Here is a 24,192-nt window from a genome sequence, read left to right as displayed (position 1 = left end):
CGCCCCCCCCGCATACACGGTCACACCTATCCAGGAGCTCTCCCCGATGGCGCCTCCGTCTGGCCAGAAGATCACCCTTCAGAACGGCAAGCTGAATGTTCCGGACAACCCGATCCTCCCCTACATCGAGGGCGACGGCACGGGCCGTGACATCTGGCGCGCCTCGCAGGCGGTGTTCGATGCCGCGGTGGAGAAGGCCTACGGCGGCAAGAAGAAGATCGCCTGGTACGAGGTGCTGGCCGGCGAGAAGTCCTTCAAGCAGGTCAACAACTGGCTGCCGGACGAGACGGTCGAGGCCTTCCGCACGTACCTGGTGGGCATCAAGGGCCCGCTGACCACGCCGGTGGGCGGCGGCATCCGCTCGCTCAACGTGGCGCTGCGCCAGTTGCTGGATCTCTACGTCTGCCTGCGTCCGGTCCGCTACTTCAAGGGCGTGCCCAGCCCGGTGAAGGCGCCCGAGAAGGTGGACATGGTGATCTTCCGCGAGAACACCGAGGACATCTACGCCGGCATCGAGTTCGAGGCGGGCACCGCCGCGGCGGAGAAGTTCCTGGCCTCCTTCCAGAAGGAGTTCGAGAAGGAGTTCAAGAAGATCCGCTTCCCGAAGAACGTGGGCATCGGCATCAAGCCCGTGTCGCAGGAGGGCAGCGAGCGCCTGATCCGCGCCGCCATCCAGTACGCGGTGGAGCACAAGCGCAAGAGCGTGACGTTCGTCCACAAGGGCAACATCATGAAGTTCACCGAGGGCGCGTTCCGCAAGTGGGGCTACGAGCTGGCCGCCCGCGAGTTCGGCGCCAAGGTCTACACGTGGGATCAGTGGGAGGCCACCAAGGCCGCCAAGAACGAGGAGGCCGCCAACGCCGAGCAGAAGGCCGCGGTCGCCGCCGGGAAGATCATCATCAAGGACTCCATCGCGGACATCACCCTGCAGCAGGTGCTCACCCGTCCGGACGAGTTCGACGTGATCGCCACGCTGAACCTCAACGGTGACTACCTCTCGGACGCGCTGGCCGCGCAGGTGGGCGGCATCGGCATCGCCCCGGGCGGCAACATCAACTACATGTCCGGCCACGCCGTGTTCGAGGCCACCCACGGCACCGCGCCCAAGTACGCGGACCAGGACAAGGTGAACCCCGGCTCGGTGATCCTCTCGGGCGAGATGATGTTCCGCCACCTGGGCTGGAACGAGGCCGCGGATCTCATCATCAAGGGCATGGACAAGGCCATCGCCGCGAAGACGGTGACGTACGACTTCGCCCGCCTGATGAAGCTGGAGAACCAGGGCAGCGTGACCGAGGTGAAGTGCTCCGAGTTCGGTCAGGCCATCATCAAGAACATGTAGTGAATCCGGGAGACGATCCACATGGCTCAGAAGAAGAAGATTGGCCTCATCGGCGGCGGTCAGATCGGCGGCAACCTGGCGCTGCTCGCCGTGCAGAAGAACCTTGGCGACGTGGTGCTGTTCGACATCCCCGCCGCCGAGGGCCTGGTCAAGGGCAAGGCGCTCGACATCAACCAGCTGTCCGCGGTGGATGGCTATGACTGCCGCGTGACGGGCTCCACGGACTGGAAGGACGTGGCCGGCTCGGACGTGATCATCATCACCGCCGGCGTGCCCCGCAAGCCGGGCATGAGCCGCGAGGACCTGCTCGACATCAACCTGAAGATCATGAAGGACGTGGCGGCCAACATCAAACAGCACGCCCCCAACTCCTTCGTCATCAACGTGGCCAACCCGCTGGACGCGATGGTGTTCGCGCTCCACAAGATCGCCGGGCTGCCCAAGAACATGGTCATCGGCATGGCGGGCGTGCTGGACACCAGCCGCTTCAAGTGCTTCGTCGCCGAGGCGCTCAACTGCTCCATCCGTGACGTGGAGGCGCTGGTGCTCGGCGGCCACGGTGACGACATGGTGCCCCTGGTGCGCCACAGCACCGTGGGCGGCGTGCCGCTCACCGAGCTGCTGCCCAAGGACAAGCTGGAGGCCATCATCAAGCGCACCCGCGAGGGCGGCGCCGAGCTGGTGGCCCTCTACAAGACGGGCAGCGCCTACTTCGGCCCGGCGGCCAGCTCCATCGCCATGGCGGAGAGCTTCCTGCTGGATCGCAAGCGCGTGCTCCCGGGCGCGGCCCTGCTCGAGGGCCAGTACGGCATCAACGGCTACTTCTTCGGCGCCCCGGTGCAGATCGGCGCGGGCGGCGTGGAGAAGGTCATCACCGTGCAGCTGGATGACTCGGAGAAGGCGGCCCTGGAGAAGTCCTTCCAGTCCGTGAAGAAGACGGTCGACAGCGTGAAGCTGTAGTCCGGCGATTCTGGAGCCCGGCCTGCCCGCCTGGGGACTTCCTGGGTAGGGCGGGCCTTATGCCGGAAATGGCGCGTGCTTATCGCGCGTGCCTCCGCGATTGCGGCGGAGTTCCGCCAAGTTATCTAGCCTGTAGAACCCGCACCGGGGAGTTGGGGTGGTGCGCTCGCCAGTCCTGGCGGGCCAGCGGCCCCCTGGCTCCCGCGCAGTGAAGGAGACGATGCATGGCAGCAGCAGCGCGGTTCACAGTGGTGGGTGGTGGGTTGGCGGGGTTGATGACGACGATCAAGCTGGCCGAGGCCGGCCACCAGGTCGACGTCCTCTCCATCGTCCCGGTGAAGCGCTCGCACTCGGTCTGCGCCCAGGGAGGCATCAACGGCGCGGTGAACACCAAGGGCGAGGGCGATCACCCGGACATCCACGTGAAGGACACGCTGCGCGGCGGCGACTTCCTGGCGGAGCAGGTGTCCGTGAAGGGCATGTGCTACGCGGCCCCGGGCATCATCTACATGCTGGACCGCATGGGGGTGACGTTCAACCGCACCGCCGAGGGCCTGCTGGACTTCCGGCGCTTCGGCGGCACGCTCCACCACCGCACGGCCTTCGCGGGCGCCACCACCGGCCAGCAGCTGCTCTACGCGCTGGACGAGCAGGTGCGCCGCTACGAGGCCGAGGGCAAAGTCACCAAGTACGAGTACTGGGAGTGGCTCGGCACGGTGAAGGACGAGTCCGGCCGCTGTATTGGCAGCGTGGCCTTGGATCTGCGCACCATGGAGATCCGCACCTTCCCGGCCGAGGCGGTGTGCCTGGCCACGGGAGGCCCTGGCATCGTCTTCGGGCGCTCCACCAACTCCATCATCAACACGGGCACCGCGGCGGGCCGCGCCTACATGGAGGGCGCGATCTACGCCAACGGCGAGTTCATCCAGGTGCACCCCACCTCGATTCCGGGTGAGGACAAGCTGCGCCTGATGAGCGAGTCCGTGCGCGGCGAGGGCGGCCGCGTGTGGGTGCCGAAGAAGAAGGGCGACACGCGCCACCCGCGGGAGATCCCCGAGAGCGAGCGCTGGTACTTCCTTGAGGAGAAGTATCCCAAGTACAAGAACCTGGTGCCGCGCGACGTGGCCACCCGGGAGATCTTCATGGTCTGCCGGGATCTGGGCATGGGCATCGGCGGCCGGGACGGCGTGTACCTGGACGTGACGCACATCCCCGCCGCCACGCTCGACGCGAAGATCAAGGGCGTGATGGAGATCTACGAGAAGTTCGTGGGAGACGACCCGCGCCACACGCCGATGGTCATCTTCCCGGGCATGCACTACTCGATGGGCGGCCTGTACGTGAACTTCGAGGCGGATCCGCGCACGCTCACGCCGGCCGAGGGCAGCCCGAAGAACCAGTCCACCAACATCCCGGGCCTGTACGCGGCGGGCGAGGCGGACTACGCCTTCCACGGCGCGAACCGGCTGGGCGCCAACTCGCTCTTGTCCTGCATCTACTCGGGGCAGATCGGCGGGCCGGCGATGGTGGCGTACGCGAAGAACAACGCCAAGGCGGCCGAGGCCCAGAGCGGCAAGTACTTCACGGACGCGAAGAAGTACTGGGAGGACCGCTTCGCCACGATCAAGAAGATGGCGGGCTCGGAGAACCCGTACCAGATCTCCAAGGAGCTGGGCGAGCTGATGACGGAGAACTGCACCGTCGTCCGCTACAACGATCGGCTGAAGAAGACGATCGAGAAGATCCGCGAGATGAAGGAGCGCTGGAAGAGCTGCAACGTGCTGGATACCGGCAACGTGGCCAACCGCTCGCTGTCCTTCACCAACCAGCTATGGAACATGCTGGAGCTGGGCGAGGTGATCGCCACCGGCGCGCTGATGCGGGACGAGAGCCGTGGCGCCCACTACAAGCCGGACGCCTCGCTGCCCGAGCCGAAGTCGAAGGATCCGCGCGAGGATCCGCAGTGGATGGAGCAGTGGAAGAAGCGCCACGAGAAGTGGGCGAAGACGACGATCGCGAAGTACTCGGGCGAGGGGCCGAAGATCTCCTACGAGGACATCGCCACCCCGGTGCTGGAGCCGGAACCGCGTTGGTACGCGTAGTCAGGGGAACTCGACATGGACACCGCACAGGCAAGCGCTACCACCCAGACAGTGACGTTCCGCATCTGGCGCCAGGATGGGCCGGGAGGGCAGGGCCACTATGACGAGTTCCGCCTTCCGTACCGGAAGGGCGCGAACGTCGTGTCGTGCCTGATGGAGATCCAGCGCAACCCCGTCACCGTGGAGGGCAAGAAGGTGGCCCCGGTGGTGTGGGATGCGGCGTGCCTCGAGGAGGTGTGCGGCAGCTGCGCGATGAACATCAACGGGCGGGTGCGGATGGCCTGCTCGGCGCTGATCGACAAGCTGGAGAAGCCCATCACCCTGGAGCCGCTGAAGAAGTTCCCGGTGGTGAGGGACTTGACGGTGGACCGCCAGCGCATGTTCGAGGCGCTCAAGCGGGTGAAGGGCTGGATCCCGGTGGACGGCACGCACAACCTGGGGCCGGGCCCGCGGCAGTCCCCGCACGATCAATCGACGATGTACGTGCTGTCCACGTGCATTACCTGTGGGAGCTGCCTGGAGGCGTGCCCGCAGGTGACGATCGACAACGCCTTCGTGGGCGCGGCGGCGATCAGCCAGGCGCGGCTGTTCAACATGAACCCCACGGGGAAGATGAACGCCGAGGAGCGCACGCGGGCGCTGATGGGCCCGGGCGGCATCCAGGACTGCGGCAAGGCGCAGAACTGCGTGAAGGTCTGCCCGAAGGAGATCCCGCTGACCTCGTCCATCGCGATGATGAACCGCGAGGTGGCCAAGCTGCTGATCAAGGACATCTTCTTCAAGGACGAGGAGAAGAAGGCGGCCTCGGGTCCGGGCTAGAGCGTTCCGGCGATTCGCTGCGTCCGATTCGGCCCTGCACTCGGAGCCTCTCCGGCTCGAGGCAGGGCCGAGTCATGTCCGCTGGTGCCCATTCCGTTCGCTCATGCCTACATCTTGGGTCACCATCAACCCCCTGCCGTGAACGTCCTTGCACTTAGGCCCGTATTGCGCGAATACGCAGCCCGCGCTTGACGCCTCAAGCCATCGCCGTTCAGCCGGAGCCTCGATGAAGATCCACGAGTACCAGGGCAAGGAACTCTTCCGGAAGTATGGTGTCCCCACGCCTCGGGGCATCCTCGCGATGTCCCCCAAGGACGCCGAGGCCGCCGCCAAGGAGCTGGCCACGCCCGTGGTCGTCGTGAAGGCCCAGATCCACGCCGGCGGCCGCGGTAAGGGCGGCGGCGTGAAGCTCGCCAAGAGCCCCGCCGAGGCGAAGGAGCTTGCCAAGGCCATGCTCGGCATGAAGCTCAAGACCATCCAGACCGGCCCCGAGGGGCAGACGGTCCACAAGGTCTACATCGAGGAGGGGCTCGCCATCGCCCAGGAGCTGTACCTGGGCGTGACGCTGGACCGCGCCACCTCGCGCATCACCTTCATGGCCTCCCGTGAGGGCGGTGTGGAGATCGAGGAAGTGGCAGCCAAGCACCCCGAGAAGATCCTCCGCGAGGCGGTGGATCCGGCGGTGGGCTTCCTGGACTTCCAGGGCCGCAAGCTCGCCTTCGGCCTGGGCCTGTCCGGCCCCACGGTGAACAAGTTCGTCCAGTTCTGCTCCGCGCTCTACAAGATGTACATGGAGACGGACTCCTCGCTCGTGGAGATCAACCCGCTGGTCATCCTCAAGGACGGCGGCGTGGTGGCGCTCGACGCGAAGGTGAACTTCGACGAGAACGCGCTCTACCGGCACAAGGATCTGCTGGAGTACCGCGATCTCGCCGAGGAGGAGCCGCGCGAGACGCAGGCCAAGGAGTACGATCTGGCCTACATCGCGCTGGACGGCAACATCGGCTGCATGGTGAACGGCGCGGGCCTGGCCATGGCCACCATGGACACCATCAAGCTGGTGGGCGCCAACCCCGCCAACTTCCTGGACGTGGGCGGCGGCGCCACCAAGGAGAAGGTGACGGCGGCGTTCAAGCTGATCCTCGCCGACCCGGCCGTGAAGGCGGTGCTCGTCAACATCTTCGGCGGCATCATGAAGTGCGACGTGATCGCCGAGGGCATCATCGCCGCCGCCAAGGAAGTGCAGCTCAAGGTGCCGCTCGTGGTCCGTCTCGAGGGCACCAACGTGGAGAAGGGCAAGGAGCTGCTGCGCAACTCCGGCCTGGCCATCACTCCGGCGGACAACCTGCGGCAGGCCGCTGAGAAGGCCGTGGCCGCACTCAAGGGCGCCTAGTCCGTCACCTCCTTTCTTCCGAGAGCTACCCCATGAGCATCCTCGTCAACGAAAACACGAAGGTCCTGTGTCAGGGCATTACGGGCTCGGCGGGCTCGTTCCACTCCAAGCAGATGCTGGACTACGGCACCAAGCTGGTGGCCGGCGTCACCCCGGGCAAGGGTGGCACTGACTTCGAGGGCAAGGTCCCCGTCTTCAACACGGTGGCCGACGCGGTGAAGCAGACCGGCGCCAACACCTCGGTCATCTTCGTCCCGCCGCCGTTCGCCGCGGACTCCATCATGGAGGCCGCTGACGCGGGCGTGGCCCTCATCATCACCATCACCGAGGGCATCCCCGTCAACGACATGGTCCGCGCCAAGCGCTACCTGCAGGGCAAGCCGGGCGTGCGCCTCATCGGCCCCAACTGCCCCGGCGTCATCACCCCGGGCGCCAAGTGCAAGATCGGCATCATGCCGGGCCACATCCACAAGCCGGGCCGCATCGGCGTGGTGTCCCGCTCGGGCACGCTCACGTATGAGGCGGTGCACCAGCTCACGCAGCTCGGCCTGGGCCAGAGCACCGCGGTGGGCATCGGTGGCGATCCGGTGAACGGCACGGACTTCGTGGACTGCCTGAAGCTGTTCAACGCCGACCCGGAGACCGACGCGGTCATCATGATCGGCGAGATCGGCGGCAGCGCGGAGGAAGTCGCCGCCGAGTACGTGGCGCGCGAGTTCACCAAGCCCATCGCCGGCTTCATCGCGGGCCAGTCCGCGCCCCCGGGCAAGCGCATGGGCCACGCCGGCGCCATCATCTCCGGTGGCAAGGGCACCGCCGCGGAGAAGATGAAGGCCATGGAGGCCGCGGGCTTCCTGATGGCCGCGAGCCCCACGGAGCTGGGCACCACGCTCCAGGAGGCGCTCAAGCGCGGCGCCCCCAAGAAGAACCGCTAGCTGTTCCACCTTTCACTCAAGACACGAGGACCACGACACATGGCCATCGAGCGTACGCTGTCCATCATCAAGCCGGACGGGCTGGAGAAGGGCATCATCGGAAAGATCATCTCCAAGTTCGAGGAGAAGGGCCTGAAGCCCGTCGCCATCCGCCTGCAGCACCTGTCCCAGGCGCAGGCCGAGGGCTTCTACGCCGTCCACAAGGCGCGCCCGTTCTTCAAGGATCTGGTGAGCTTCATGATCTCCGGCCCGGTGGTGCTGATGGTGCTGGAGGGTGAGAACGCCGTGGCCGCCAACCGCGAGATCATGGGCGCCACCAACCCGGCCAACGCCGCCCCGGGCACCATCCGCAAGGAGTTCGCCACCAGCATCGACAAGAACACGGTGCACGGCTCGGACAGCCTCGAGAACGCCAAGAACGAGGTCGCCTACTTCTTCCGCGAGACCGAGATCCACTCGTACCAGTACCAGGGCAAGAAGTAGTCCGGCTGCCCGCCTGCTCGAGCCCCGGCCCGGTGTCCGCCTCCCTGGCGGGCCCGGGCCGTTGCTTTCATGGGCCATGGGCCAGCTTCATCTCCAGTAAAGTAGCAGCCAGGGTCTGGAGACTCGGAGGGCACATGAAGGCTACGGTCAAGAAGCCGGCGACCTATGAGGATCTTCGAGCCCTGCCAGAGACGTGGGTGGGGGAGCTCGTCGCGGGTGAGCTGCACGCGGCTCCCCGGCCCGCCGCCCGTCATGTGGTCGTCGCCTCGGCGCTGGGCGGCGAGCTGACGGGACCCTTTCAGCGGGGAAGGGGAGGACCGGGTGGCTGGTGGATCCTCGATGAGCCGGAGCTTCACCTGGGGGAGGAGGTGCTCGTCCCGGATCTGGCCGGCTGGAGACGCTCGCGGATGCCGGTTCCTCCGGATCAGCCCTTCTTCTCCGTGGCGCCGGATTGGGTCTGCGAGATCCTCTCTCCCGCGACCGCGGGGTTCGATCGGGTAAGGAAGATGCCTGTTTACCTGAGAGAGCGGGTGGGACACGTGTGGCTCATCGACCCGCTGGCGCGCACTTTGGAGGTGTTCCAGAACGAGAACGAGCGTTGGGTGCTTGCGGGCAACCACGCCGGGGAGCAACGGGTGCGGGCCGTGCCTTTCGAGGCGGTGGAGCTCGATTTGGAAGCGCTCTGGATGCCCGAGCCGTGAGGCGAGCGCTCCTTTGACTTGCTGCCCCGAGATGTGGGAAGGCTCCCCCACACCTCACCGTTAGCAGACAGAATGATGTCCGAGTCCTCCGTCACCACTCCTGACACCACGCCGCTGCCGGCTCCTGCGCCCGCGAAGCTCGTCGACGTGTCCAGCCTCACGCTGGAGGGCTTGGCTCGCTTCGTCACCGAGCAGCTGGGCGAGCGCGCCTTCCGCGCCGGGCAGATCTTCCGGTGGATCCACCAGCGCGGTGTCCGCTCGTTCGACGAGATGACGGATCTGTCCAAGGCGCTGCGCCAGAAGCTCAAGGAGCGCGCCGAGATCGTCCCGCTCGTGAAGGATCTCGAGCAGCACTCGGTGGACGGCACCATCAAGTACCGCTTCAAGACGCGCGACGGGCGCTACATTGAGTCCGTCTACATGCCCTCCGAGGATCGGAAGACGCTCTGCGTCTCCACCCAGGTGGGCTGCGCCATGGCGTGCTCGTTCTGCATGACGGGCACCCTGGGGCTCAAGCGCAACCTCACCCCCGGCGAGATCGTCGCCCAGGTGCACACCGTCAACCGTGAGGTGCGCGCGCTCGAGGGCCTGGAGACCTACCGCCCGCTCAGCAACCTGGTCTTCATGGGCATGGGCGAGCCCCTGCACAACTTCGAGAACCTCAAGACGGCGCTCTCCATCCTCCAGTCCGAGGAGGGGCCCAACTTCTCGCACCGCCACATCACCGTCTCCACCGTGGGCCTGGTGCCCATGATCGAGCGCTTCGGTCAGGAGACGGACGTCAAGCTGGCCATCTCCCTCAACGCCAGCACCGACGAGCAGCGCAGCAAGACCATGCCCGTCAACCGCAAGTGGAACATCGCCGCGCTCCTGGACGCGTGCCGCAAGTTCCCCCTGCGCCAGGGCCGCCGGATCACCTTCGAGTACGTGCTCCTGCGGGGCTTCAACGACTCGGACGAGGACGCCCACCGGCTGGTGGAGCTGCTCCAGGAGATCCCCGCCAAGGTGAACCTCATCCCCTACAACGAGAACCCCGGCTTGGGGTTCCAGACCACCATGGAGGAGCGGGCGGAGGCCTTCCGCGCCATCCTCGCCGAAGGGCACGTGGCCGCCTTCATCCGCCAGAACCGGGGCCGGGACATCGCCGGCGCCTGCGGACAGCTCGCCAACCGGGGCGAGCAGGATGACTCGAAGGCAACGCAACCTCCCGAGCTTCCTTGACAATCCCGAGGCAGGGACGCTAAGAGCCCGCCCTCGCTCATTTTTTTCTAGCTGTCGCTTTCACTGGAGTCTGTACACATGGCCGTCGTCCTCCGTCTCGCCCGCGCGGGCGCCAAGAAGAAGCCGTATTATCACGTGGTTGCCACCGACTCCCGGAACCCCCGGGATGGCAAGTTCATCGAGGCCGTGGGCGCCTACGATCCGAACCTGAATCCCCCCAAGGTGGAGTTCAACCAGGAGCGGCTCCAGTACTGGCTGAAGACGGGCGCCACGCCCTCCGAGACGGTGGGCGAGCTCATCAAGCGCGCGGCCAAGGCCACGCCCCCCACGGCCTGACGCAAGCCGGTCTGACCGGACGTGGAGCAACTGCTTACCTATCTCGCGCGGGCCCTGGTCGATCAACCGGACCAGGTGGGCCTGCGTGTGTCCGAGGCGGAAGGCGCTCGGCTCTTCGAGCTGAAGGTCGCCCCCGAGGATGTCGGCAAGGTCATCGGCCGTGATGGGCGGACTGTGAACGCCCTCCGGACGCTGCTCAATGCCGCCGCCCAGAAGCAAGGGCAGAAGGTCCGCCTCGAGATCCTCGACGATCGGCGCGCGGCGAGTCCCCCTGGGGCGGCTCCCGCGGCGCCTCCCGCCCCTGACGCCCAGTGACGCCTCGTCCCTTGCTGGAGCTCGGCTATGTGGCCCGGGCCCATGGCATCGGGGGCGAGGTCGCCGTGCGCGCGTTCGAGCCCGGCTCGGAGACGCTCGACGCGGTGGATCGCGTGCACGTGCGCACCCGGGCGGGCCAGGAGCGGGATCTGACGATCGAGTCCGTGCGGCCCACCCCCAAGGAGGACATCGTCGCCTTCGAGGGCGTGGAGACGCGTGAGGACGCCGAGGGCCTGGTGGGCTCCACCGTCTTCGTCTACCGCGAGGACCTGGAGCCCCCGGCCGAGGGTGAGTACTTCCAGGGCGACCTGGTGGGGCTCACCGCCGTGGACGAGGCGGGCAAGGAGCTGGGCAAGGTGGAGGAGCTCTGGGCCACCGGAGAGGTGCCCAACCTGGTCATCCGCGGCCCGGACAAGGCCGAGCTGATCGTCCCGTTCGCCGATGACTTCGTGCCCTCGGTGGACGTGCCCGGCGGGAAGATCGTCATCCGTCCGCCCGAGTTCCTCGGCGAGGAGGGCTGATGTACCCGGTGGAGATCCTCACGCTCTTTCCGGGCATGGTGTCCGGGTACGTGGGCGAGAGCATCCTCGGCAAGGCGCAGGAGCGGGGGAAGCTCTCCGTCACCGCCACGGACATCCGCGAGTACGCCGAGGGCAAGCACCGCGTCACGGACGACACGCCGTACGGTGGCGGCGCGGGCATGGTGATGAAGGTGGAGCCGCTGGTGGCGGCCATCGAGGCGGCGCGCTCCCGCCTCCCAGGCGCCAAGGTGCTGCTGATGAGCCCCCGAGGCCCGGCCTTCAACCAGGCGCGGGCGCGCGAGCTGGTCAGCCACACCCAGGGGCTGATCCTGGTCTGCGGCCGGTACGAGGGCGTGGACGAGCGGGTGATGGCGCACCTGGACGGGGAGCTGTCCCTGGGCGACTTCATCCTCACGGGTGGGGAGATCGCCGCCCTGGCGGTGGTGGATGCCGTGGCCCGCTTGCTCCCTGGAGTGCTGGGCAACCAGGCAAGCCACGTCAGCGAGAGCTTCGAGGAGGGCCTGCTGGAGCACCCCCAGTACACCCGGCCTCCCGTGTTCCGGGGCGCCGAGGTGCCCGCCGTGCTCCAGTCCGGGGACCACGCCCGGATCGCCCGGTGGAGGCGCTGGAAGGCCCTGGCGCTCACCCGGGAGCGCCGGCCGGATCTCTTCGCTCGCCTGGAACTCGGGCCAGCGGATCAGAAGCTGCTCGCCCTGGGGGAGGAAGACCTGTAGCGCCGGGGTTGGACTCCGGAACGGGGGCGCCCAAAAACACCGGACGATCTGCGGACTTGTCCGCCTCGCCTCTCTCTGCTACTAGGCCCCCCTCTTACTGGTCATTCGCACCACAAGATTTCTGGAGTTCGTCATGCATCGCAGCCTCATCGAGTACGTCGAAGCCAAGCAACTCCGCAAGGAGCTGGTCGACTTCCGGACCGGCGACTCGGTTCGGGTCCACTGGAAGGTGAAGGAGGGCGAGAAGGAGCGCGTTCAGGCGTTCGAGGGCGTCGTCATCCGCAAGAAGAAGGGCAACAACCGCGCCAGCTTCACCGTGCGCAAGGTGTCCTTCGGCGTCGGCGTGGAGCGCATCTTCCCGCTGCACAGCCCCCGCTACGAGAAGATCGAGATCCTCTCGCGCGGCAACGTGAACCGCAACCGCCTCTTCTACCTGCGCGCGCTCAAGGGCAAGGCCTCCCGCGTGGATGTCCAGGAGGACTCTGCTCCGTCCGCCGAGGCCAAGAAGGCCGCCAAGCCCGCCACCGGCGCCTAGTTCGCCCAGGCCTCCGGGCCTGTCCTACAGGGTTGTGGTACCGAGAGGAGTGTCCGTTCCTGGACGCTCCTCTCTGCTTTTGTGCGCTAGGATGGGGACGCGCATGCACTTCACCGAGGTCGCCGTCCAGAACGTCCGGGGTTTCTCGGCACAGGGCCGCTTCCCGCTCAAGCCGGGGTTCCTCGTCCTCAAGCCTCCCGCCGCCGAGATCAGTCCGCTCGCGGCGCTGGCCCTGGCACTCCTCTATGCCGATGGGCGGGGCGAAGACGCCCGGTTCTCGGTGCAGGGCCAGAAGGCCGGCAAGACCGCCTTCACCCTGGTGGGCCAGGACAGCTTCACGTACCGGCTGCTGCGTGAGCTGGGCGGCGGGGGCACGTTGCACAAGCAGTCCGCGCCCGGCCAGCCGCCGGAGCTGGTGTCCCAGGACTCGGCGGAGATCGCCCAGTTCCTGCGCTCGCAGGTGGGCCTGCCGTCGCGCAACGCCTGGGAGAACGTGTACTCGCTGATGCCGGGCCAGATGCCCTCGCGCCGGCCGCGAGTGCGCACCTCGAAGCCGGATCTGAAGCGGCCCTCCATGCCCGGCGTGGCGGGGCATAGTCATCCGGGCATGCCGCCGCTGGCGAGCAACCCGTCCATGCCCGGGCTGGCCAGCACCCAGACCGTGGCGCCCGCCGAGGACATCCCCGCCGCCGAGGCCAAGGTCAAGGAGCTGGAGCTGGAGCTGGTGAAGTCGCGCGAGATGGAGGATCTCCAGTTCAAGCTGGACGGGCTCAACTCGCAGCTCTTCGAGGTGGAGCGGAAGCTGAAGAGCACCGAGGGCCTCAAGGTGGCCGTGCGGGACGCGGAGACGGCGTGGAACAACGCCCCCACGCCCGCCTCCCTGGGGCTGCCGGAGGACATCCTCACGCGCGTGGAGCGCTACTCCAAGGCGATGGCCCGGAAGCAGGACGCCCTGGACCGGCTGGCCCAGGAGCGCGAGGTGGAGGCGCAGTCCGTCCCCGCGGCGGTGGAGCCGTTGAAGAAGAGGATGTTCTTCTGGGTGGGGCTCGGAGTGGGCGCGCTGTTCCTGCTGGCGGGCATCATCCTGGGCGCGGCGGTGGACTCGGACTGGCGGTACCTGACGCTGCTGGACATCCCCGCCTTTGGCTGGGCGGCGATGGTGGCGTTGCAGTACGTGGACGATCTGTCGAAGACCACGACCGTGCGCAGCAAGGAGGGCATGTTCGCCGCGCGCGAGAAGAAGATCCTCGAGGAGTTCGAGTCCGAGACCGGGCCGGTGCGCAAGGCGCTCAAGGCGCTGGATGTGGAGAGCCCCGAGGACATCCCCGCCATGTTCGAGCGCAAGGGCCTGCTGGAGCAGCGGCTCAACGAGCTGCGCGATCAGCTCACGGCGATGGAGGCCGATCCGGACTTCGTCGCCGCGGGGACGCAGCGGGACTCGATCAAGGAGCAGATCGAGCAGCTCAACGCGGAGATCGGGAAGAAGGGCTCGTTCGTGCGCGATCTGCGCGAGGTGGAGCGGGAGCTGTCCCGGACGAAGGAGTCCATCGTGCTGGCCAAGTCGGGCCCCGCGCCAGCGGCTCCGGGGGCTCCGGATCCTGTTGCCGCGGCCGCCGCTTCGGGGCCGATGGAGGATCCCTCGCCGCTGGTGATGAAGCTGGCGGCGGATCTGCTGTCCATCGACGTGCTCACGCTGGCGGGGCTGCTGCGGGATCGCTGCACCCAGTACCTGAGCGCCCTTACGGATCGGCGCTACCTGGGCGTCGAGTGGGACAAGGACGGCCAGGGCTCGGTGTTCGTGCCGGGCCAGCAGCTCGGGGTGGGGGAGATCCCTCCGCGAGACCTGGACATGTACTACCTGGCGCTGCGGCTGACGGTGTTGGAGAAGGTGAGCGCCAAGGTGAAGTACCCATTCATCCTCGAGCACCCGTTCGCCGGCATGGACGAGGTGAAGCTGCCGCTCATCGCTCGGATGCTCAAGCACCTGGGCACGCTGACCCAGGTGTTGCTGGTCACCAACCACGCTGGCCTGGCGCAGCTGGCCGAAGGCTCCGTGAACATCTGAGCGGGTTACGGGCTCCCCGTGCTGGCCTGGCGGGCGGGCGCGGGGAGGCACGTGGGGGCCTCGGCGCCGAAGAGCTCGAGCCAGACCTCGCGGTCATGCGCGGGGAGGATGGTGAGCGAGGGATCTCTCTGGTGGAGCTGGTGCAGCAGCGCCACGGTCTCCGCGACCCGCTTGGGATCCCGGTCGGTCACTCCGAGCACCACGCTCTTGCGCGCCGGGCGCTCGTAGCCCTCGCGCACCGCCACGATGTCTCCGACGTGGAAGATGCGCTTGTCCGGACCTGCATTGACGAACACGCCGATGCTCCCCGGCGTGTGGCCGAAGAGGGGCACCACGACGATGGAGCCGTCCCCGAACAGATCAGCGCTCTCGGGGAAGATGGAGTAGGGCACCGGCTTGAAGTGGAGGGGAACCCCGCGCGCCTCGATCGCCTCGGCCTGATCGCGGAACAGGTGGAAGCTGTGGGCGTCCTTCATCTCGGTGACGAAGTTGAGCTCTTCGTTCGGCATGAGCACGGGGACGCCGGGCAGGTCCGCGACTCCGCCAGCGTGATCGCCGTGGGCGTGCGTGAGGAGGATCCACTTCACCTTCGAGGGATCCTCTCCGACCTGACGCAGGGCCTCGGGCGCCTTCGCCACGTCCTTGAGCGGAGCCATGATCTGATCCACGAGGATGCGATCGTAGAGGTACAGCTGCTGCTTCTCCTCCTCGAGCCGGAAGGACTTGCCGGTGTCGATCAGCACGGTGCCCTGGGGGTGCCGGATCACGAGGATGGACGCCGTGGCCTTCCACGTGGGCGTCGTGTGCCAGCCCGCGGTCGCGTAGCCGCCCCAGGACTCGGCCTTGCCGGTCTCGGCCCAGCAGAGCTGCAGCGGCGTGGTGCTGGGCCTGGGCGCGGCGAGAGGCCTGTCGGGAACCTGGGGCACGCCCTTGCAGGCGCAGGCCAGGGTGAGAAGGAGCAGCGGGAGGTGTCTCATGGAGGCCCGAACGCTACTACAGCGGGCGCCGGGGGCTTGGGGCAGCCAGGCAAGCGAGGATCTCGCTGGGAGAAGGTGGGAGGGCGGTGGTAGATGGCTGCCCGGCGCGGGAGTGGAGCGCGGGAGGAAGGCGCATGGGACGGGCGGCGGTGGACAGGCGGGGATATGGGAACGAGGCCGAGTCGGCGGCGGTGCGCTTCCTGGAGGCGCGGGGCTATCGCATCCGCTCGCGCAACTTCCGGTGCCGCTACGGCGAGCTGGACATCGTGGCCGAGCACGGGGACACCGTCTGCTTCGTGGAGGTGCGGATGCGCTCCACGGCCGTGTGGGGAGATCCTTCGCACACGGTGTCCTTCACCAAGCAGCGTCGGGTGGTGAAAGCCGCGCTGCACTACCTCTTCGCGCATGACTTGCGCGAGAAGATGATGCGCTTCGACGTCGTCTCGATTGTGGGCCACGGCGAGCAGGCCACCGTGGAGCACATTCCAAACGCCTTTGACGCGGGGATGTGACGCATGTCCGGGACGCTCTACCTCATCGCCACGCCCATCGGGAACCTGGGGGACATCACCTCCCGGGCGCTGGAGATCCTCCGGCGCGTGGCCTTCGTCGCGTGCGAGGACACGCGGCACTCGCGCGTGCTGCTGGAGCACTTCGGCATTGCTCCGGAGACGGTGAGCCTGCCCGCCTTCGCCGAGGGCCAGCGCGCCGGACGCATCCTCGATCGAATCGCCGCCGGCGAGGACTGTGCCCTCATCACCGACGCTGGCAGCCCGGGCATCAGCGATCCGGGAGAGCGGCTGGTGGCCGAGGCCCTCGAGCGGGGGGTGTCCGTGGTGCCGGTGCCGGGCGCCACCGCGCTGGTCGCGGCGCTGAGCGCGTCCGGGCTGCCCACGGGTCGCTTCCACTTCCTCGGCTTCCTGCCGCGCAAGGGCCCCGAGCGCCGCTCCATGTTGGAGGAGGTGGCCCAGCTCTCCGCCACGCTCGTGCTCTATGAGTCCCCGCGCCGCCTGGGAGAGACGCTGGCGGATCTGCTGGAGGCCTGGGGAGACCGCCGCGCGTGCGTGGCCCGAGAGCTGACCAAGGTGCACGAGGAGTTCGTGCGAGCGCCGCTCTCGGAGCTGTCGGCTCGCTACGCCGCCGAGGAGCCCCGAGGCGAGGTGGTGGTGCTGGTGGAGGGCCGCACCGGGGAGCGCCGCTGGTCCGAGGAGGAGCTGCGGCGGGCGCTGGAGGAGGGGCTGGCGCGCGGCGAGAAGCTCAAGGCGCTGAGCACCGAGCTGGCCCGCCGCGCGGGTTGGTCCGGCCAGGACGTCTACCGCCTGGGGCTGAGCCTCAAGCGGTGAGCCGTCTCAGAACGCGAACGAGGCGGAGAGCTCCAGCCGGAACGTGGTGCTCTCGGTGGCCCGGAAGCGCCGGGTCGTCAGGTCCGTGCGGTAGTCGAAGTTGGGGTTGATGTCGGGGTTGGAAGGGTTCGCCGCCGCGTCCTGGGGCGTCACGCCGAGGCTCTCGTTGGTGAGCGTGTGGTCCGTGTCGTAGAGGAACGTGCCGGAGGCGCGCAGCGTGAAGGCCTCGCCGGCGCTCGCGGTGGCGCCGACCTGGCCTCCCACCTGGAAGAAGTCCGACGAGGACAGCAGCTTGCCCATCGCTGCGCTCAGCTCGTTGTAGTAGCGCCCGGCGGACACGTAGTTGCCGATGGTGCGGATATCGAGCGCGAACTTCTGATCCTTGTTCGTGTCTCGGAACGCGGTGAACTCGGAGCCGAACAGGAAGCTCGCCACCTGCGGCGCATGGATCCCCGTCTCCTTGCGGTTCCATTTACCGACGCCGCAGTTCTCCGGGGTGCCCAGGGTTTCCGGGTGGGCGCAGTTCGAGTAGAAGCCCGGCCCCAGCACCGGCAGGGTGTAGCTCGCCTTGAAGTACGGCTCGGCCACGCCCATCTTCCGCGAGAGGGACGTGTAGAAGGTGTACTTGTGGACGCCGTCTCCCACGTTGCCCTTGGTGTTCGTCACCGCGGTGTTGTCCTCGCTCGGATCGCGCACCTTGGCGGTGGGCGCCTCGTAGTCGAGGCCGACGAGCCACATCGGCTTGGTGTCGTCCCGCTGCTGGTTGAAGAAGGCGTAGGCCATGCCGAAGTGCATGTTGCCCAGGCCGCCACGCTTGCTCGTCTGCGGGATGGTGAAGAGGGAGGACGGGCAGGCCGTGCTGCTCAGGGTGCCGTCTGGGTTCAGGCAGTTGTTGACGATGGTGGAGTTCGCGTCGTTCGTCCCAGAGACGAAGTTGTAGCTGTCGTTCTGCTGGAGGATGAGCGGCAGCCCGAAGGAGAACTCGAGATCCTTGTAGAGCCCGATGGCCAGCTTGAGGTTCAGCCGCGAGTCCACGGCCTTGTGCCAGACCTCCGAGGCCTCCTGAAGCTCGGTGCCCGCGAGCTGCTCACGAACGATCTTCTCGCGGCTCTGGGTCCGCTCGAAGCCGACGTCGATGAACAGATCGAAGGGATCATCCTCGTCGAACGAGGATGCGATGCGAGTGATATCCGCGGCGCTAGCGGCCAGCGGTGCGCCCAGCAACAGCGCGGCGAGAATGGCGCGAAGCCTCAACATCCGACCTCCGAGAAACCCTCTGGTGCTCCCAGGGCCCGCGGATGCCGGCAGCCCCCCTCAGGACTGCGGACAACGGTGGCCTAACCCCTGAGAACTGTTGAGAAATTATCAGGGACGCTAGCCGTCATATACAGGGGTGTCAAGAAATGGGTGGCTCAGTTTCCGGCCAGAGGCGTGCTCAGCAGCGAGTCCAGCCGCCGGATCTCGGCCTCGAGCACCGGGCGCTGCTCCGCGGACAGGGTGCGCCGGTAGGTGCGGTGGCTCTCGAACGGGTCCATCACCCGGTCATCCGGCGACATGAGCTGGTAGTGCAGGTGCGGGGCGAAGGAGTGGCCGCTGTTGCCGCTCTGGGCGAGGGCCTGGCCCTGCGAGAAGTGCGCGCCGACCTGGAGGCTCTTGGGCAGCTCGGACAGGTGCAGGAACAGGGCGTGGCGGTGCTTGCCGCTGGCCTCTACCAGCTCCACGCAGTTGCCGTTGCCGCGGAAGTTCCAGTTCTTGCGTTGAATGACGCCGGCGAAGGGGGCCTTCACCTGCGAGCCCACCGGGGTCTTGAAGTCCACGCCCTTGTGGCCGCGGCCGTCGCGCAGCAGGGACGTCACCTGCTCGTAGTCGTCGAGCGGGGCGCCCTCCAGGCGCTCCTCGAGCTCCTCGCCGGAGGGCTGGTAGAAGCGCGGGTAGGGAGTGCCGGGGACCTGGAAGCGGTAGGCGCGGTGCGTCTGGCCCGTCTTGCTGCTGACGAAGCGCACGGCGTAGACGAGGGGCTCCTCGCCCGCGCGAGGCTGGTAGAGCACGTCCAGGGTGTCGCCGCGGAGGATCTCGTTGGGAACGCGCACCCACCACACGAGGCTGCGCGTCACCACCTGGGCCAGCGCGGGCCCCACCGTCGGGTCCGTGGCCTGCGTGAGCGCCGTCTCCAGGGGGCCGTCGATCTTCACCGAGGCGCGCGCCAGTCCCGCCGCGACCAGCGGGTTCGCCGGAGCCGCCGGAGCCGGAGTGGCAGCCGCCGCGACAGGGGCCGCGCCAGCGTCCTGAGGCCCCGCGGCGACAGGGCCGGTAGCGGGAGCCGTCGCGGCAGCGGGGGGCTTGTCGAATGGCAGCGCGCCCTTGTGCTGCTTCCACCACCACACGCCCCCGGCGGCCCCGCCGAGGATCAGCGAGATGACGACGACAGAGCCGAAGCTGCTGCGCTTTTGAGGTGCACCAAGAGTGGGAAGAGACGGCCGCATGCAGGCTCCCTGTGTCGAGCGGTACGCGGGGCCGAAACCGCCGCCTCCGCGACGATATTTCGCCCCTCGGCGTTCATTCGTCTGGGCCTTCGTCCTTGCCTGGCCCCTCGTCCTTGCCTTCGTCCTTGCCCTCGGGGGCGGTGTCGCGCAGGCCGAACTCCTTCATCTTCGTCTGGAGGGACTTGCGGCTGATCTGCAGCAGCTTGGCCGCTCGCGTGACGTTGCCGCTGGTCTCCTCGAGGGCCTTGGTGATGAGATCCTTCTCCAGCTCGGCCGCCTTCATGCGGACGATGTCCTTGAGCCCCGCCTCACCGGTGGGCGCCTCCACCGCCGAGGAGTTGGCAGGCGAGCTGGCCTGGGGGCCTCCGCCTTGACGGACGGGCTCGGGCAGATCCTTGGCGGTGATGAGCGGCCCGTCCGCGAAGAGCAGCACGCGCTCGATGAGGTTCTCCAGCTCGCGGATGTTGCCGGGCCAGTTGTAGGCCTGCAGCAGCGCCATGGCATCGTCGCCAATGTCCTCGATCTTCTTGTTGAGGCGCCGGTTGTACTTGTCCACGAAGTGCCGGGCGAGCATGGGGATGTCGCTGCGGCGCTCGCGCAGGGCGGGCAGGACGATGGGCACCACGGCCAGCCGGTAGTACAGATCCTTGCGGAAGCGCCCGGCCTCGATCTCCGCCTGCAAGTCCCGGTTGGTGGCGGCGATCAGGCGCACGTCCACCCGCGTGGTCTTGATGCCGCCCACACGCTCGAACTCGCCCTCTTGGAGTGCGCGCAAGAGCTTCACCTGCATCTCGACGGGGATCTCGCCGATCTCGTCCAGGAAGAGGGTGCCGCCGTCGGCCAGCTCGAAGCGGCCGGGCTTGGAGGTGACCGCGCCGGTGAAGGCGCCGCGCTCGTAGCCGAACAGCTCGGACTCGATCAGGTTGTGGGGGATGGCGGCGCAGTTGATCTTGATGAAGGGCTTGTCCCTCCGGCTGGACGCGCCGTGCAGGGCGGTGGCGATCAGCTCCTTGCCCGTGCCGCTCTCGCCGGTGATCAGCACCGTGGAGGGTGTGTCCGCCACCTTGTCGATGATCTTGTAGACGTCCTGGATCTGCGCGGACTCGCCGATGATGGCCGCGCGTGCCTTGATGTCCGGGCGCACCGAGCGCCGAGCGCTCTCGTGGGCCTTGGACGCCTTGGCGATGACGACCGACAGCTCCGCCTGATCGAAGGGCTTGGTGATGTAGTCGAACGCGCCGGCCTTGATGGCCTCCACGGCGGAGTCCACCGTGCCATGCGCGGTGATGATGATGACGGGCACGTCCGGGTTGGCGCTCTTGACGGCGCTGAGCACCTCCATGCCGCCCACCTTGGGCATCACCAGATCGGTGACGATGATGTCCGCGCCATTCTTGTGGAACTCGGCGAGCCCCTGCTCACCGTCCATGGCGACGGTGACGTCATAGCCGTCTCGCCGCAGCATGGCGGCGAGCACCTTGCGCAGGTTCGCCTCGTCGTCAACGACCAGGACCTTGGCCATGCGTGCTCAGGGTCCCAGGGTTACTTGCGCGGCGGAGGGGCGGCGCCCTCGAGCGTGCAGATGGAGTCCGGGTGTTTGATGCGCAGGATGAGCGCCTCCAGCACGCGGAACGGGTGGTTCATGCGAGAGGCGCCCAGGTACGCGGTGACCATGTCCATGGCCACGGCCAGGTCCATGTTCTCGCGGCCGGTGGACACCACTACGCCCGAGTCCCCCCGGAGCCGGTTGGACTGGAAGACGCCGTCGGAGGCCAGCTTGCGGATGGTCTCGATCTCCAGCACGCCGGTCTTTTCATAGATGCGGTGGAGCATCGAATACAGGCGCGGCGAGACGATGACGGCATAGGGGCCGTAGTGGCCGTGCTCGTTGAGCTTGCGGGTGGCCTCGACGATGGCCAGATAGCCGGCGCCCGGGTGCGTCCAGTCGCCGAGCGGCACGGTCAGCCGGCCGGTGGCCGTCATCAGCCCCTCGTGGCCGAGCTTCGGATCGCCGTAGAAGATCAGCTCGTCCTCCTGCTGCGCGCAGAGGGCGGCGGCGCCGGCGGCGGCGGACACATCCAGCGGCATGTTGTGGATGCGCGCGGCCTCGATGTCGCGCCAGTGCAGCAGGAAGTCCTTGTAGATGATGGGGATGGTCTTGAACTTGCGCTGGTCGGTGAAGACGGTGGCCGTCTCCTGCTCGCCGACGACGTCCACCGCGCCCGGGGAGACGCCCTGGTACTCGTCATGGGGCACGGTCTGCACGCCCGCGCCGAGCGGCCCGTAGATGTCCAGGATGCGGCGGCCCACGAGCGAGCGGCGGGCCACCTGGATGACAGTCTCGTGCAGACGCGCCCACTCCTCTTCACGCAGTGGGTTCTCGGCATGTCCAAGGAAGTCAGGCATCAGCGTGCTCCTCTCAGGAGGAAATCGTCAGCGACTGCCACCGCGGCCATCGCCCCCGCCACCAGGACGCCTGAGCGAACCCACGGTGAGCGGGTAGGCGTTCTGGGAGGGAGGTGCGGTGAGGCCATAGATGACGCGTTCAGGGGGAAGGGGAGGGATGGGCTCGGCCGCGGAGCGGCCCCCGCCGTTGCCCAAGGGAGCCGGACTGGGAGCTGGGGCAGGCGAGGGGGCAGGCGAGGGGATAGGCAATGGGCCAGGCGACGGACCGGGCGATGCGCCGATCGCCTTCTGGAAGTGGCCGGGCCCGATGGGGTTGGCGAAGTGGGTGTTCTGCGCGCTGTCCAGCTGGCGCAGCATCTGGGTGGCCTCGGCGACGTGTTCCTTCTCCTCGGTGGCCAGGTGGGCGAAGAAGGCGCGGACCTCGGGGCTCGAGGCGGCCTGGGCGAAGGACTCGTACTCGTTGATGGTCTCCAGCTCGCGCGCCAGCACACGCCGGATGCGCGCGACATCGTTCAGGAGCTCGCTGTCCGAGGGACCCGCCATCGGGCAGGGACCATTGCGGCCCGCTGGGGGCACCGTCAAGGAAAACAGTGGCCGTCTGTCTTCTTGCTTCATGGCTGTGAACGTCCCGCGTAGATTGCGCCGCTCCTTTGACCGCCTCCGTGCCTCGCCAGAGTCCCCCTTCGGAGCCCGACCCCACCGCTCAAAAGGCGGAGCCAGGCAGTGGCCGCGGTGCGCTGTTCGTCGCCGCCGGAATCCTCGCCTCGCGCCTGATGGGCCTGGTGCGCGAGCGTGTCTTCGCGCACTACCTGGGCAACGCGGAGGCGGCGGCCGTCTTCAAGGCGGCGTTGCGCATCCCCAACTTCCTGCAGAACCTCTTCGGCGAGGGCGTGCTCTCGGGCTCCTTCATCCCCGTGTACGCCCAGCTCTTGGGAGAGAAGAAGCAGGAGGAGGCCGACCGGCTGGCGGGGGCCATCTTCGGGCTGCTCGCGGTGGCCACCAGCGTGGTGGTGGCGGCGGGCATGCTCGTCACGCCCCTGTTCGTGGACCTCATTGCCCCGGGACTCGAGGGCGGGTCGCGCGAGCTGGCCATTCAGCTGGTCCGCATCGTCTTCCCCGGCACGGGGCTGCTGGTGCTGTCGGCGTGGTGCCTGGGCATCCTCAACAGCCACCGCCGCTTCTTCCTCTCCTATCTGGCGCCGGTGGTGTGGAACGCCGTCCTCATCGCCACGCTGCTGATCATGGGCCGCAGCAGCACCGAGAGGCGGCTGGTGGAGCTGCTCTCGTACGCGGTGGTGCTGGGGAGCTTCCTCCAGTTCGCCGTGCAGGTGCCGCCCGTGCTGCGGCTGCTCGGACAGTTCCGGCCCTCGCTCTCGGTGGCGAGCGTCCATGTGCGCCGGGTGCTGCGCAGCTTCACGACGGTGGTGGTCGGGCGCGGCGTCGTGCAGATCAGCGCCTATGTGGATACGGCCGTGGCGTCGCTGCTGTCCGAGCGGGCCCTGTCCTCGCTCTTCTACGCGCAGACGATCTACCTCATCCCGGTGAGCCTGTTTGGCATGGCGGTCTCCGCGGCCGAGCTGCCCGAGATGTCCCGCGCCACCGGTGGCGCCGCCCCCGAAGAGGTGAACCGGAAGCTGCGCGAGCGGATCGACTCCAGCGCGCGCCGGGTGGCGTTCTTCGTCGTGCCCTCGGCCGCCGCGTTCCTCTTCATCGGGGATGTGGTGGGCTCGGCGCTGCTCCAGACCGGGCGGTTCACCCCCGCGGACTCTCGCTATGTCTGGTATCTGCTGATGGGCGCGGCGGTGGGCCTGGTGTCCTCCGCCGTGGGCCGGCTCTACTCCTCCGCCTTCTACGCGCTGAAGGATCCGGGCACGCCGCTGCGCTTCGCCGTCCTGCGCGTGGCCCTGACCGCCGGCCTGACCTGGGCCACGGGCCTGTACCTGCCCGAGTGGATTGGGCTGCCCCGCCACCTGGGCGGCTTCTTCATTACGGGCGTCACGGGCGCGCTGGCCTGGTTGGAGGCGGCGTTGCTGCGCCGGAGCCTCGCCCGGCGCATCGGGGGCTATGTAGGCACACCTCCGGGCCTGCTCACGAAGCTCTGGGCCTGTGCCGGGGCGGCGGGGCTCGTGGCGCTGGGCGTCAAGCTGCTCCTGGCCCGGCTCCTGGGGCCCATGGCCGGCGTGGCCCAGGAGTGGGGCGGAAGCGTGCTCGTGCCTCCGGCGATGCACCCGGTGCTGTGCTGCATTGCGGTCGTCCTTCCCTTCGGAATCGTCTACTTTGCCCTCGCCGCGGCCCTGGGGATGCCCCAGGCGCAGGCGGTGTTCCGCCGGGCGAGCAGGCTCCTGGGGCGGTAGTCTGGAGGCGGCTGCGGGAGGGCGGGCAGGCAGTCATTCGTTGGGAAAACAGGGATGGAGTGTCAGGCGCGGCGCGTTAAGCAGGAGATGGGGTGCCCGCGAAAGGCCGCAAGCGACTTCCGTCCGAGCGTGCCGCGTGTGTAGAGTGCGCCGCCTTTTTCAGGAGC

The 24,192-nt window shown here is 67.9% G+C and carries 24 protein-coding genes; 18 read left to right on the top strand and 6 right to left on the bottom strand.

Annotated features, from left to right (window positions below):
* Window positions 1-46 precede the first annotated feature (46 nt).
* The 15 genes from icd (at window position 47) to ACJ8AT_RS01345 (ending at window position 14,462) form a co-directional block, all read left to right on the top strand.
* A complete protein-coding gene (gene icd / locus ACJ8AT_RS01415) occupies window positions 47-1,342 on the top strand; it encodes an NADP-dependent isocitrate dehydrogenase (RefSeq protein ID WP_407735698.1) in 1,296 nt (431 codons plus the stop codon).
* Window positions 1,343-1,363: 21 nt separating this feature from the next.
* The gene (mdh, locus tag ACJ8AT_RS01410; RefSeq protein ID WP_407735697.1) at window positions 1,364-2,302 is read left to right on the top strand and encodes a malate dehydrogenase; all 939 of its coding nucleotides are present in this window, start codon (window positions 1,364-1,366) and stop codon (window positions 2,300-2,302) included.
* A gap of 224 nt (window positions 2,303-2,526) precedes the next feature.
* The gene (gene sdhA / locus ACJ8AT_RS01405) at window positions 2,527-4,404 is read left to right on the top strand and encodes a succinate dehydrogenase flavoprotein subunit (protein WP_407735696.1); all 1,878 of its coding nucleotides are present in this window, start codon (window positions 2,527-2,529) and stop codon (window positions 4,402-4,404) included.
* 15 nt (window positions 4,405-4,419) lie between these two features.
* Window positions 4,420-5,223 (top strand): succinate dehydrogenase iron-sulfur subunit, encoded by an 804-nt coding sequence (sdhB, locus tag ACJ8AT_RS01400; protein ID WP_407735695.1) that lies wholly within the window; start codon window positions 4,420-4,422, stop codon window positions 5,221-5,223.
* Window positions 5,224-5,449: 226 nt separating this feature from the next.
* Window positions 5,450-6,616 (top strand): ADP-forming succinate--CoA ligase subunit beta, encoded by a 1,167-nt coding sequence (sucC, locus tag ACJ8AT_RS01395; RefSeq protein ID WP_407735694.1) that lies wholly within the window; start codon window positions 5,450-5,452, stop codon window positions 6,614-6,616.
* A gap of 32 nt (window positions 6,617-6,648) precedes the next feature.
* A complete protein-coding gene (gene sucD, locus ACJ8AT_RS01390; protein WP_407735693.1) occupies window positions 6,649-7,551 on the top strand; it encodes a succinate--CoA ligase subunit alpha in 903 nt (300 codons plus the stop codon).
* A gap of 39 nt (window positions 7,552-7,590) precedes the next feature.
* The gene (ndk, locus tag ACJ8AT_RS01385) at window positions 7,591-8,034 is read left to right on the top strand and encodes a nucleoside-diphosphate kinase (RefSeq protein WP_407735692.1); all 444 of its coding nucleotides are present in this window, start codon (window positions 7,591-7,593) and stop codon (window positions 8,032-8,034) included.
* A gap of 134 nt (window positions 8,035-8,168) precedes the next feature.
* Window positions 8,169-8,735 (top strand): Uma2 family endonuclease, encoded by a 567-nt coding sequence (locus ACJ8AT_RS01380; RefSeq protein ID WP_407735691.1) that lies wholly within the window; start codon window positions 8,169-8,171, stop codon window positions 8,733-8,735.
* Between the two features lie 75 nt (window positions 8,736-8,810).
* Entirely contained in the window at window positions 8,811-9,956 is a 1,146-nt protein-coding gene (rlmN, locus tag ACJ8AT_RS01375; RefSeq protein WP_407735735.1) for a 23S rRNA (adenine(2503)-C(2))-methyltransferase RlmN, read from the top strand.
* A gap of 78 nt (window positions 9,957-10,034) precedes the next feature.
* Window positions 10,035-10,292: a 30S ribosomal protein S16 gene (rpsP, locus tag ACJ8AT_RS01370; protein WP_224246128.1), complete on the top strand. Its 258-nt coding sequence runs from the start codon at window positions 10,035-10,037 to the stop codon at window positions 10,290-10,292.
* Window positions 10,293-10,313: 21 nt separating this feature from the next.
* The gene (locus ACJ8AT_RS01365) at window positions 10,314-10,607 is read left to right on the top strand and encodes a KH domain-containing protein (RefSeq protein ID WP_407735690.1); all 294 of its coding nucleotides are present in this window, start codon (window positions 10,314-10,316) and stop codon (window positions 10,605-10,607) included.
* On the top strand, window positions 10,604-11,128 hold the full coding sequence (gene rimM / locus ACJ8AT_RS01360) for a ribosome maturation factor RimM (RefSeq protein WP_407735689.1): 525 nt from the start codon (window positions 10,604-10,606) through the stop codon (window positions 11,126-11,128). The genes ACJ8AT_RS01365 and rimM overlap by 4 nt, the downstream gene beginning before the upstream one ends.
* Window positions 11,128-11,862, top strand: coding sequence for a tRNA (guanosine(37)-N1)-methyltransferase TrmD (gene trmD, locus ACJ8AT_RS01355; protein WP_407735688.1), 735 nt, complete (start codon window positions 11,128-11,130; stop codon window positions 11,860-11,862). Before rimM ends, trmD begins: the two co-directional genes overlap by 1 nt.
* A 133-nt stretch (window positions 11,863-11,995) precedes the next feature.
* The gene (rplS, locus tag ACJ8AT_RS01350) at window positions 11,996-12,397 is read left to right on the top strand and encodes a 50S ribosomal protein L19 (RefSeq protein ID WP_407735687.1); all 402 of its coding nucleotides are present in this window, start codon (window positions 11,996-11,998) and stop codon (window positions 12,395-12,397) included.
* Between the two features lie 103 nt (window positions 12,398-12,500).
* Window positions 12,501-14,462 (top strand): ATP-binding protein, encoded by a 1,962-nt coding sequence (locus ACJ8AT_RS01345; protein WP_407735686.1) that lies wholly within the window; start codon window positions 12,501-12,503, stop codon window positions 14,460-14,462.
* Window positions 14,463-14,467: 5 nt separating this feature from the next.
* Here the strand turns inward: ACJ8AT_RS01345 and ACJ8AT_RS01340 are convergent, their stop codons facing one another.
* The gene (locus ACJ8AT_RS01340) at window positions 14,468-15,439 is read right to left on the bottom strand and encodes an MBL fold metallo-hydrolase (RefSeq protein WP_407735685.1); all 972 of its coding nucleotides are present in this window, start codon (window positions 15,437-15,439) and stop codon (window positions 14,468-14,470) included.
* Between the two features lie 134 nt (window positions 15,440-15,573).
* Here ACJ8AT_RS01340 and ACJ8AT_RS01335 point away from each other — a divergent pair, with 134 nt between their 5' ends.
* Both ACJ8AT_RS01335 and rsmI read left to right on the top strand, forming a co-directional pair.
* Complete coding sequence (locus ACJ8AT_RS01335) at window positions 15,574-15,951, top strand: YraN family protein (RefSeq protein ID WP_407735684.1); 378 nt, start codon at window positions 15,574-15,576, stop codon at window positions 15,949-15,951.
* Between the two features lie 3 nt (window positions 15,952-15,954).
* Entirely contained in the window at window positions 15,955-16,782 is an 828-nt protein-coding gene (gene rsmI, locus ACJ8AT_RS01330; protein WP_407735683.1) for a 16S rRNA (cytidine(1402)-2'-O)-methyltransferase, read from the top strand.
* Window positions 16,783-16,788: 6 nt separating this feature from the next.
* On the opposite strand, the gene ACJ8AT_RS01325 is transcribed toward rsmI, so the two are convergent.
* The 5 genes from ACJ8AT_RS01325 to ACJ8AT_RS01305 all read right to left on the bottom strand — a co-directional run bounded on the left by ACJ8AT_RS01325 (window position 16,789) and on the right by ACJ8AT_RS01305 (window position 22,214).
* The gene (locus ACJ8AT_RS01325) at window positions 16,789-18,039 is read right to left on the bottom strand and encodes a hypothetical protein (RefSeq protein WP_407735682.1); all 1,251 of its coding nucleotides are present in this window, start codon (window positions 18,037-18,039) and stop codon (window positions 16,789-16,791) included.
* A gap of 155 nt (window positions 18,040-18,194) precedes the next feature.
* Window positions 18,195-19,265: a M23 family metallopeptidase gene (locus ACJ8AT_RS01320; RefSeq protein WP_407735681.1), complete on the bottom strand. Its 1,071-nt coding sequence runs from the start codon at window positions 19,263-19,265 to the stop codon at window positions 18,195-18,197.
* A 73-nt stretch (window positions 19,266-19,338) separates the two neighbouring features.
* On the bottom strand, window positions 19,339-20,787 hold the full coding sequence (locus ACJ8AT_RS01315) for a sigma-54-dependent transcriptional regulator (RefSeq protein ID WP_407735680.1): 1,449 nt from the start codon (window positions 20,785-20,787) through the stop codon (window positions 19,339-19,341).
* Window positions 20,788-20,807: 20 nt separating this feature from the next.
* Window positions 20,808-21,671 (bottom strand): family 1 encapsulin nanocompartment shell protein, encoded by an 864-nt coding sequence (locus tag ACJ8AT_RS01310; protein WP_407735679.1) that lies wholly within the window; start codon window positions 21,669-21,671, stop codon window positions 20,808-20,810.
* A gap of 27 nt (window positions 21,672-21,698) precedes the next feature.
* Window positions 21,699-22,214 (bottom strand): ferritin family protein, encoded by a 516-nt coding sequence (locus ACJ8AT_RS01305; RefSeq protein WP_407735678.1) that lies wholly within the window; start codon window positions 22,212-22,214, stop codon window positions 21,699-21,701.
* Between the two features lie 107 nt (window positions 22,215-22,321).
* Here ACJ8AT_RS01305 and murJ point away from each other — a divergent pair, with 107 nt between their 5' ends.
* The gene (gene murJ / locus ACJ8AT_RS01300; RefSeq protein ID WP_407735677.1) at window positions 22,322-24,025 is read left to right on the top strand and encodes a murein biosynthesis integral membrane protein MurJ; all 1,704 of its coding nucleotides are present in this window, start codon (window positions 22,322-22,324) and stop codon (window positions 24,023-24,025) included.
* The last annotated feature ends 167 nt before the right edge of the window (window positions 24,026-24,192 follow it).

Source organism: Hyalangium sp. (assembly GCF_045802625.1).
GTDB lineage: Bacteria > Myxococcota > Myxococcia > Myxococcales > Myxococcaceae > Hyalangium.
This window is presented reverse-complemented; position numbering and strand designations above follow the sequence as displayed.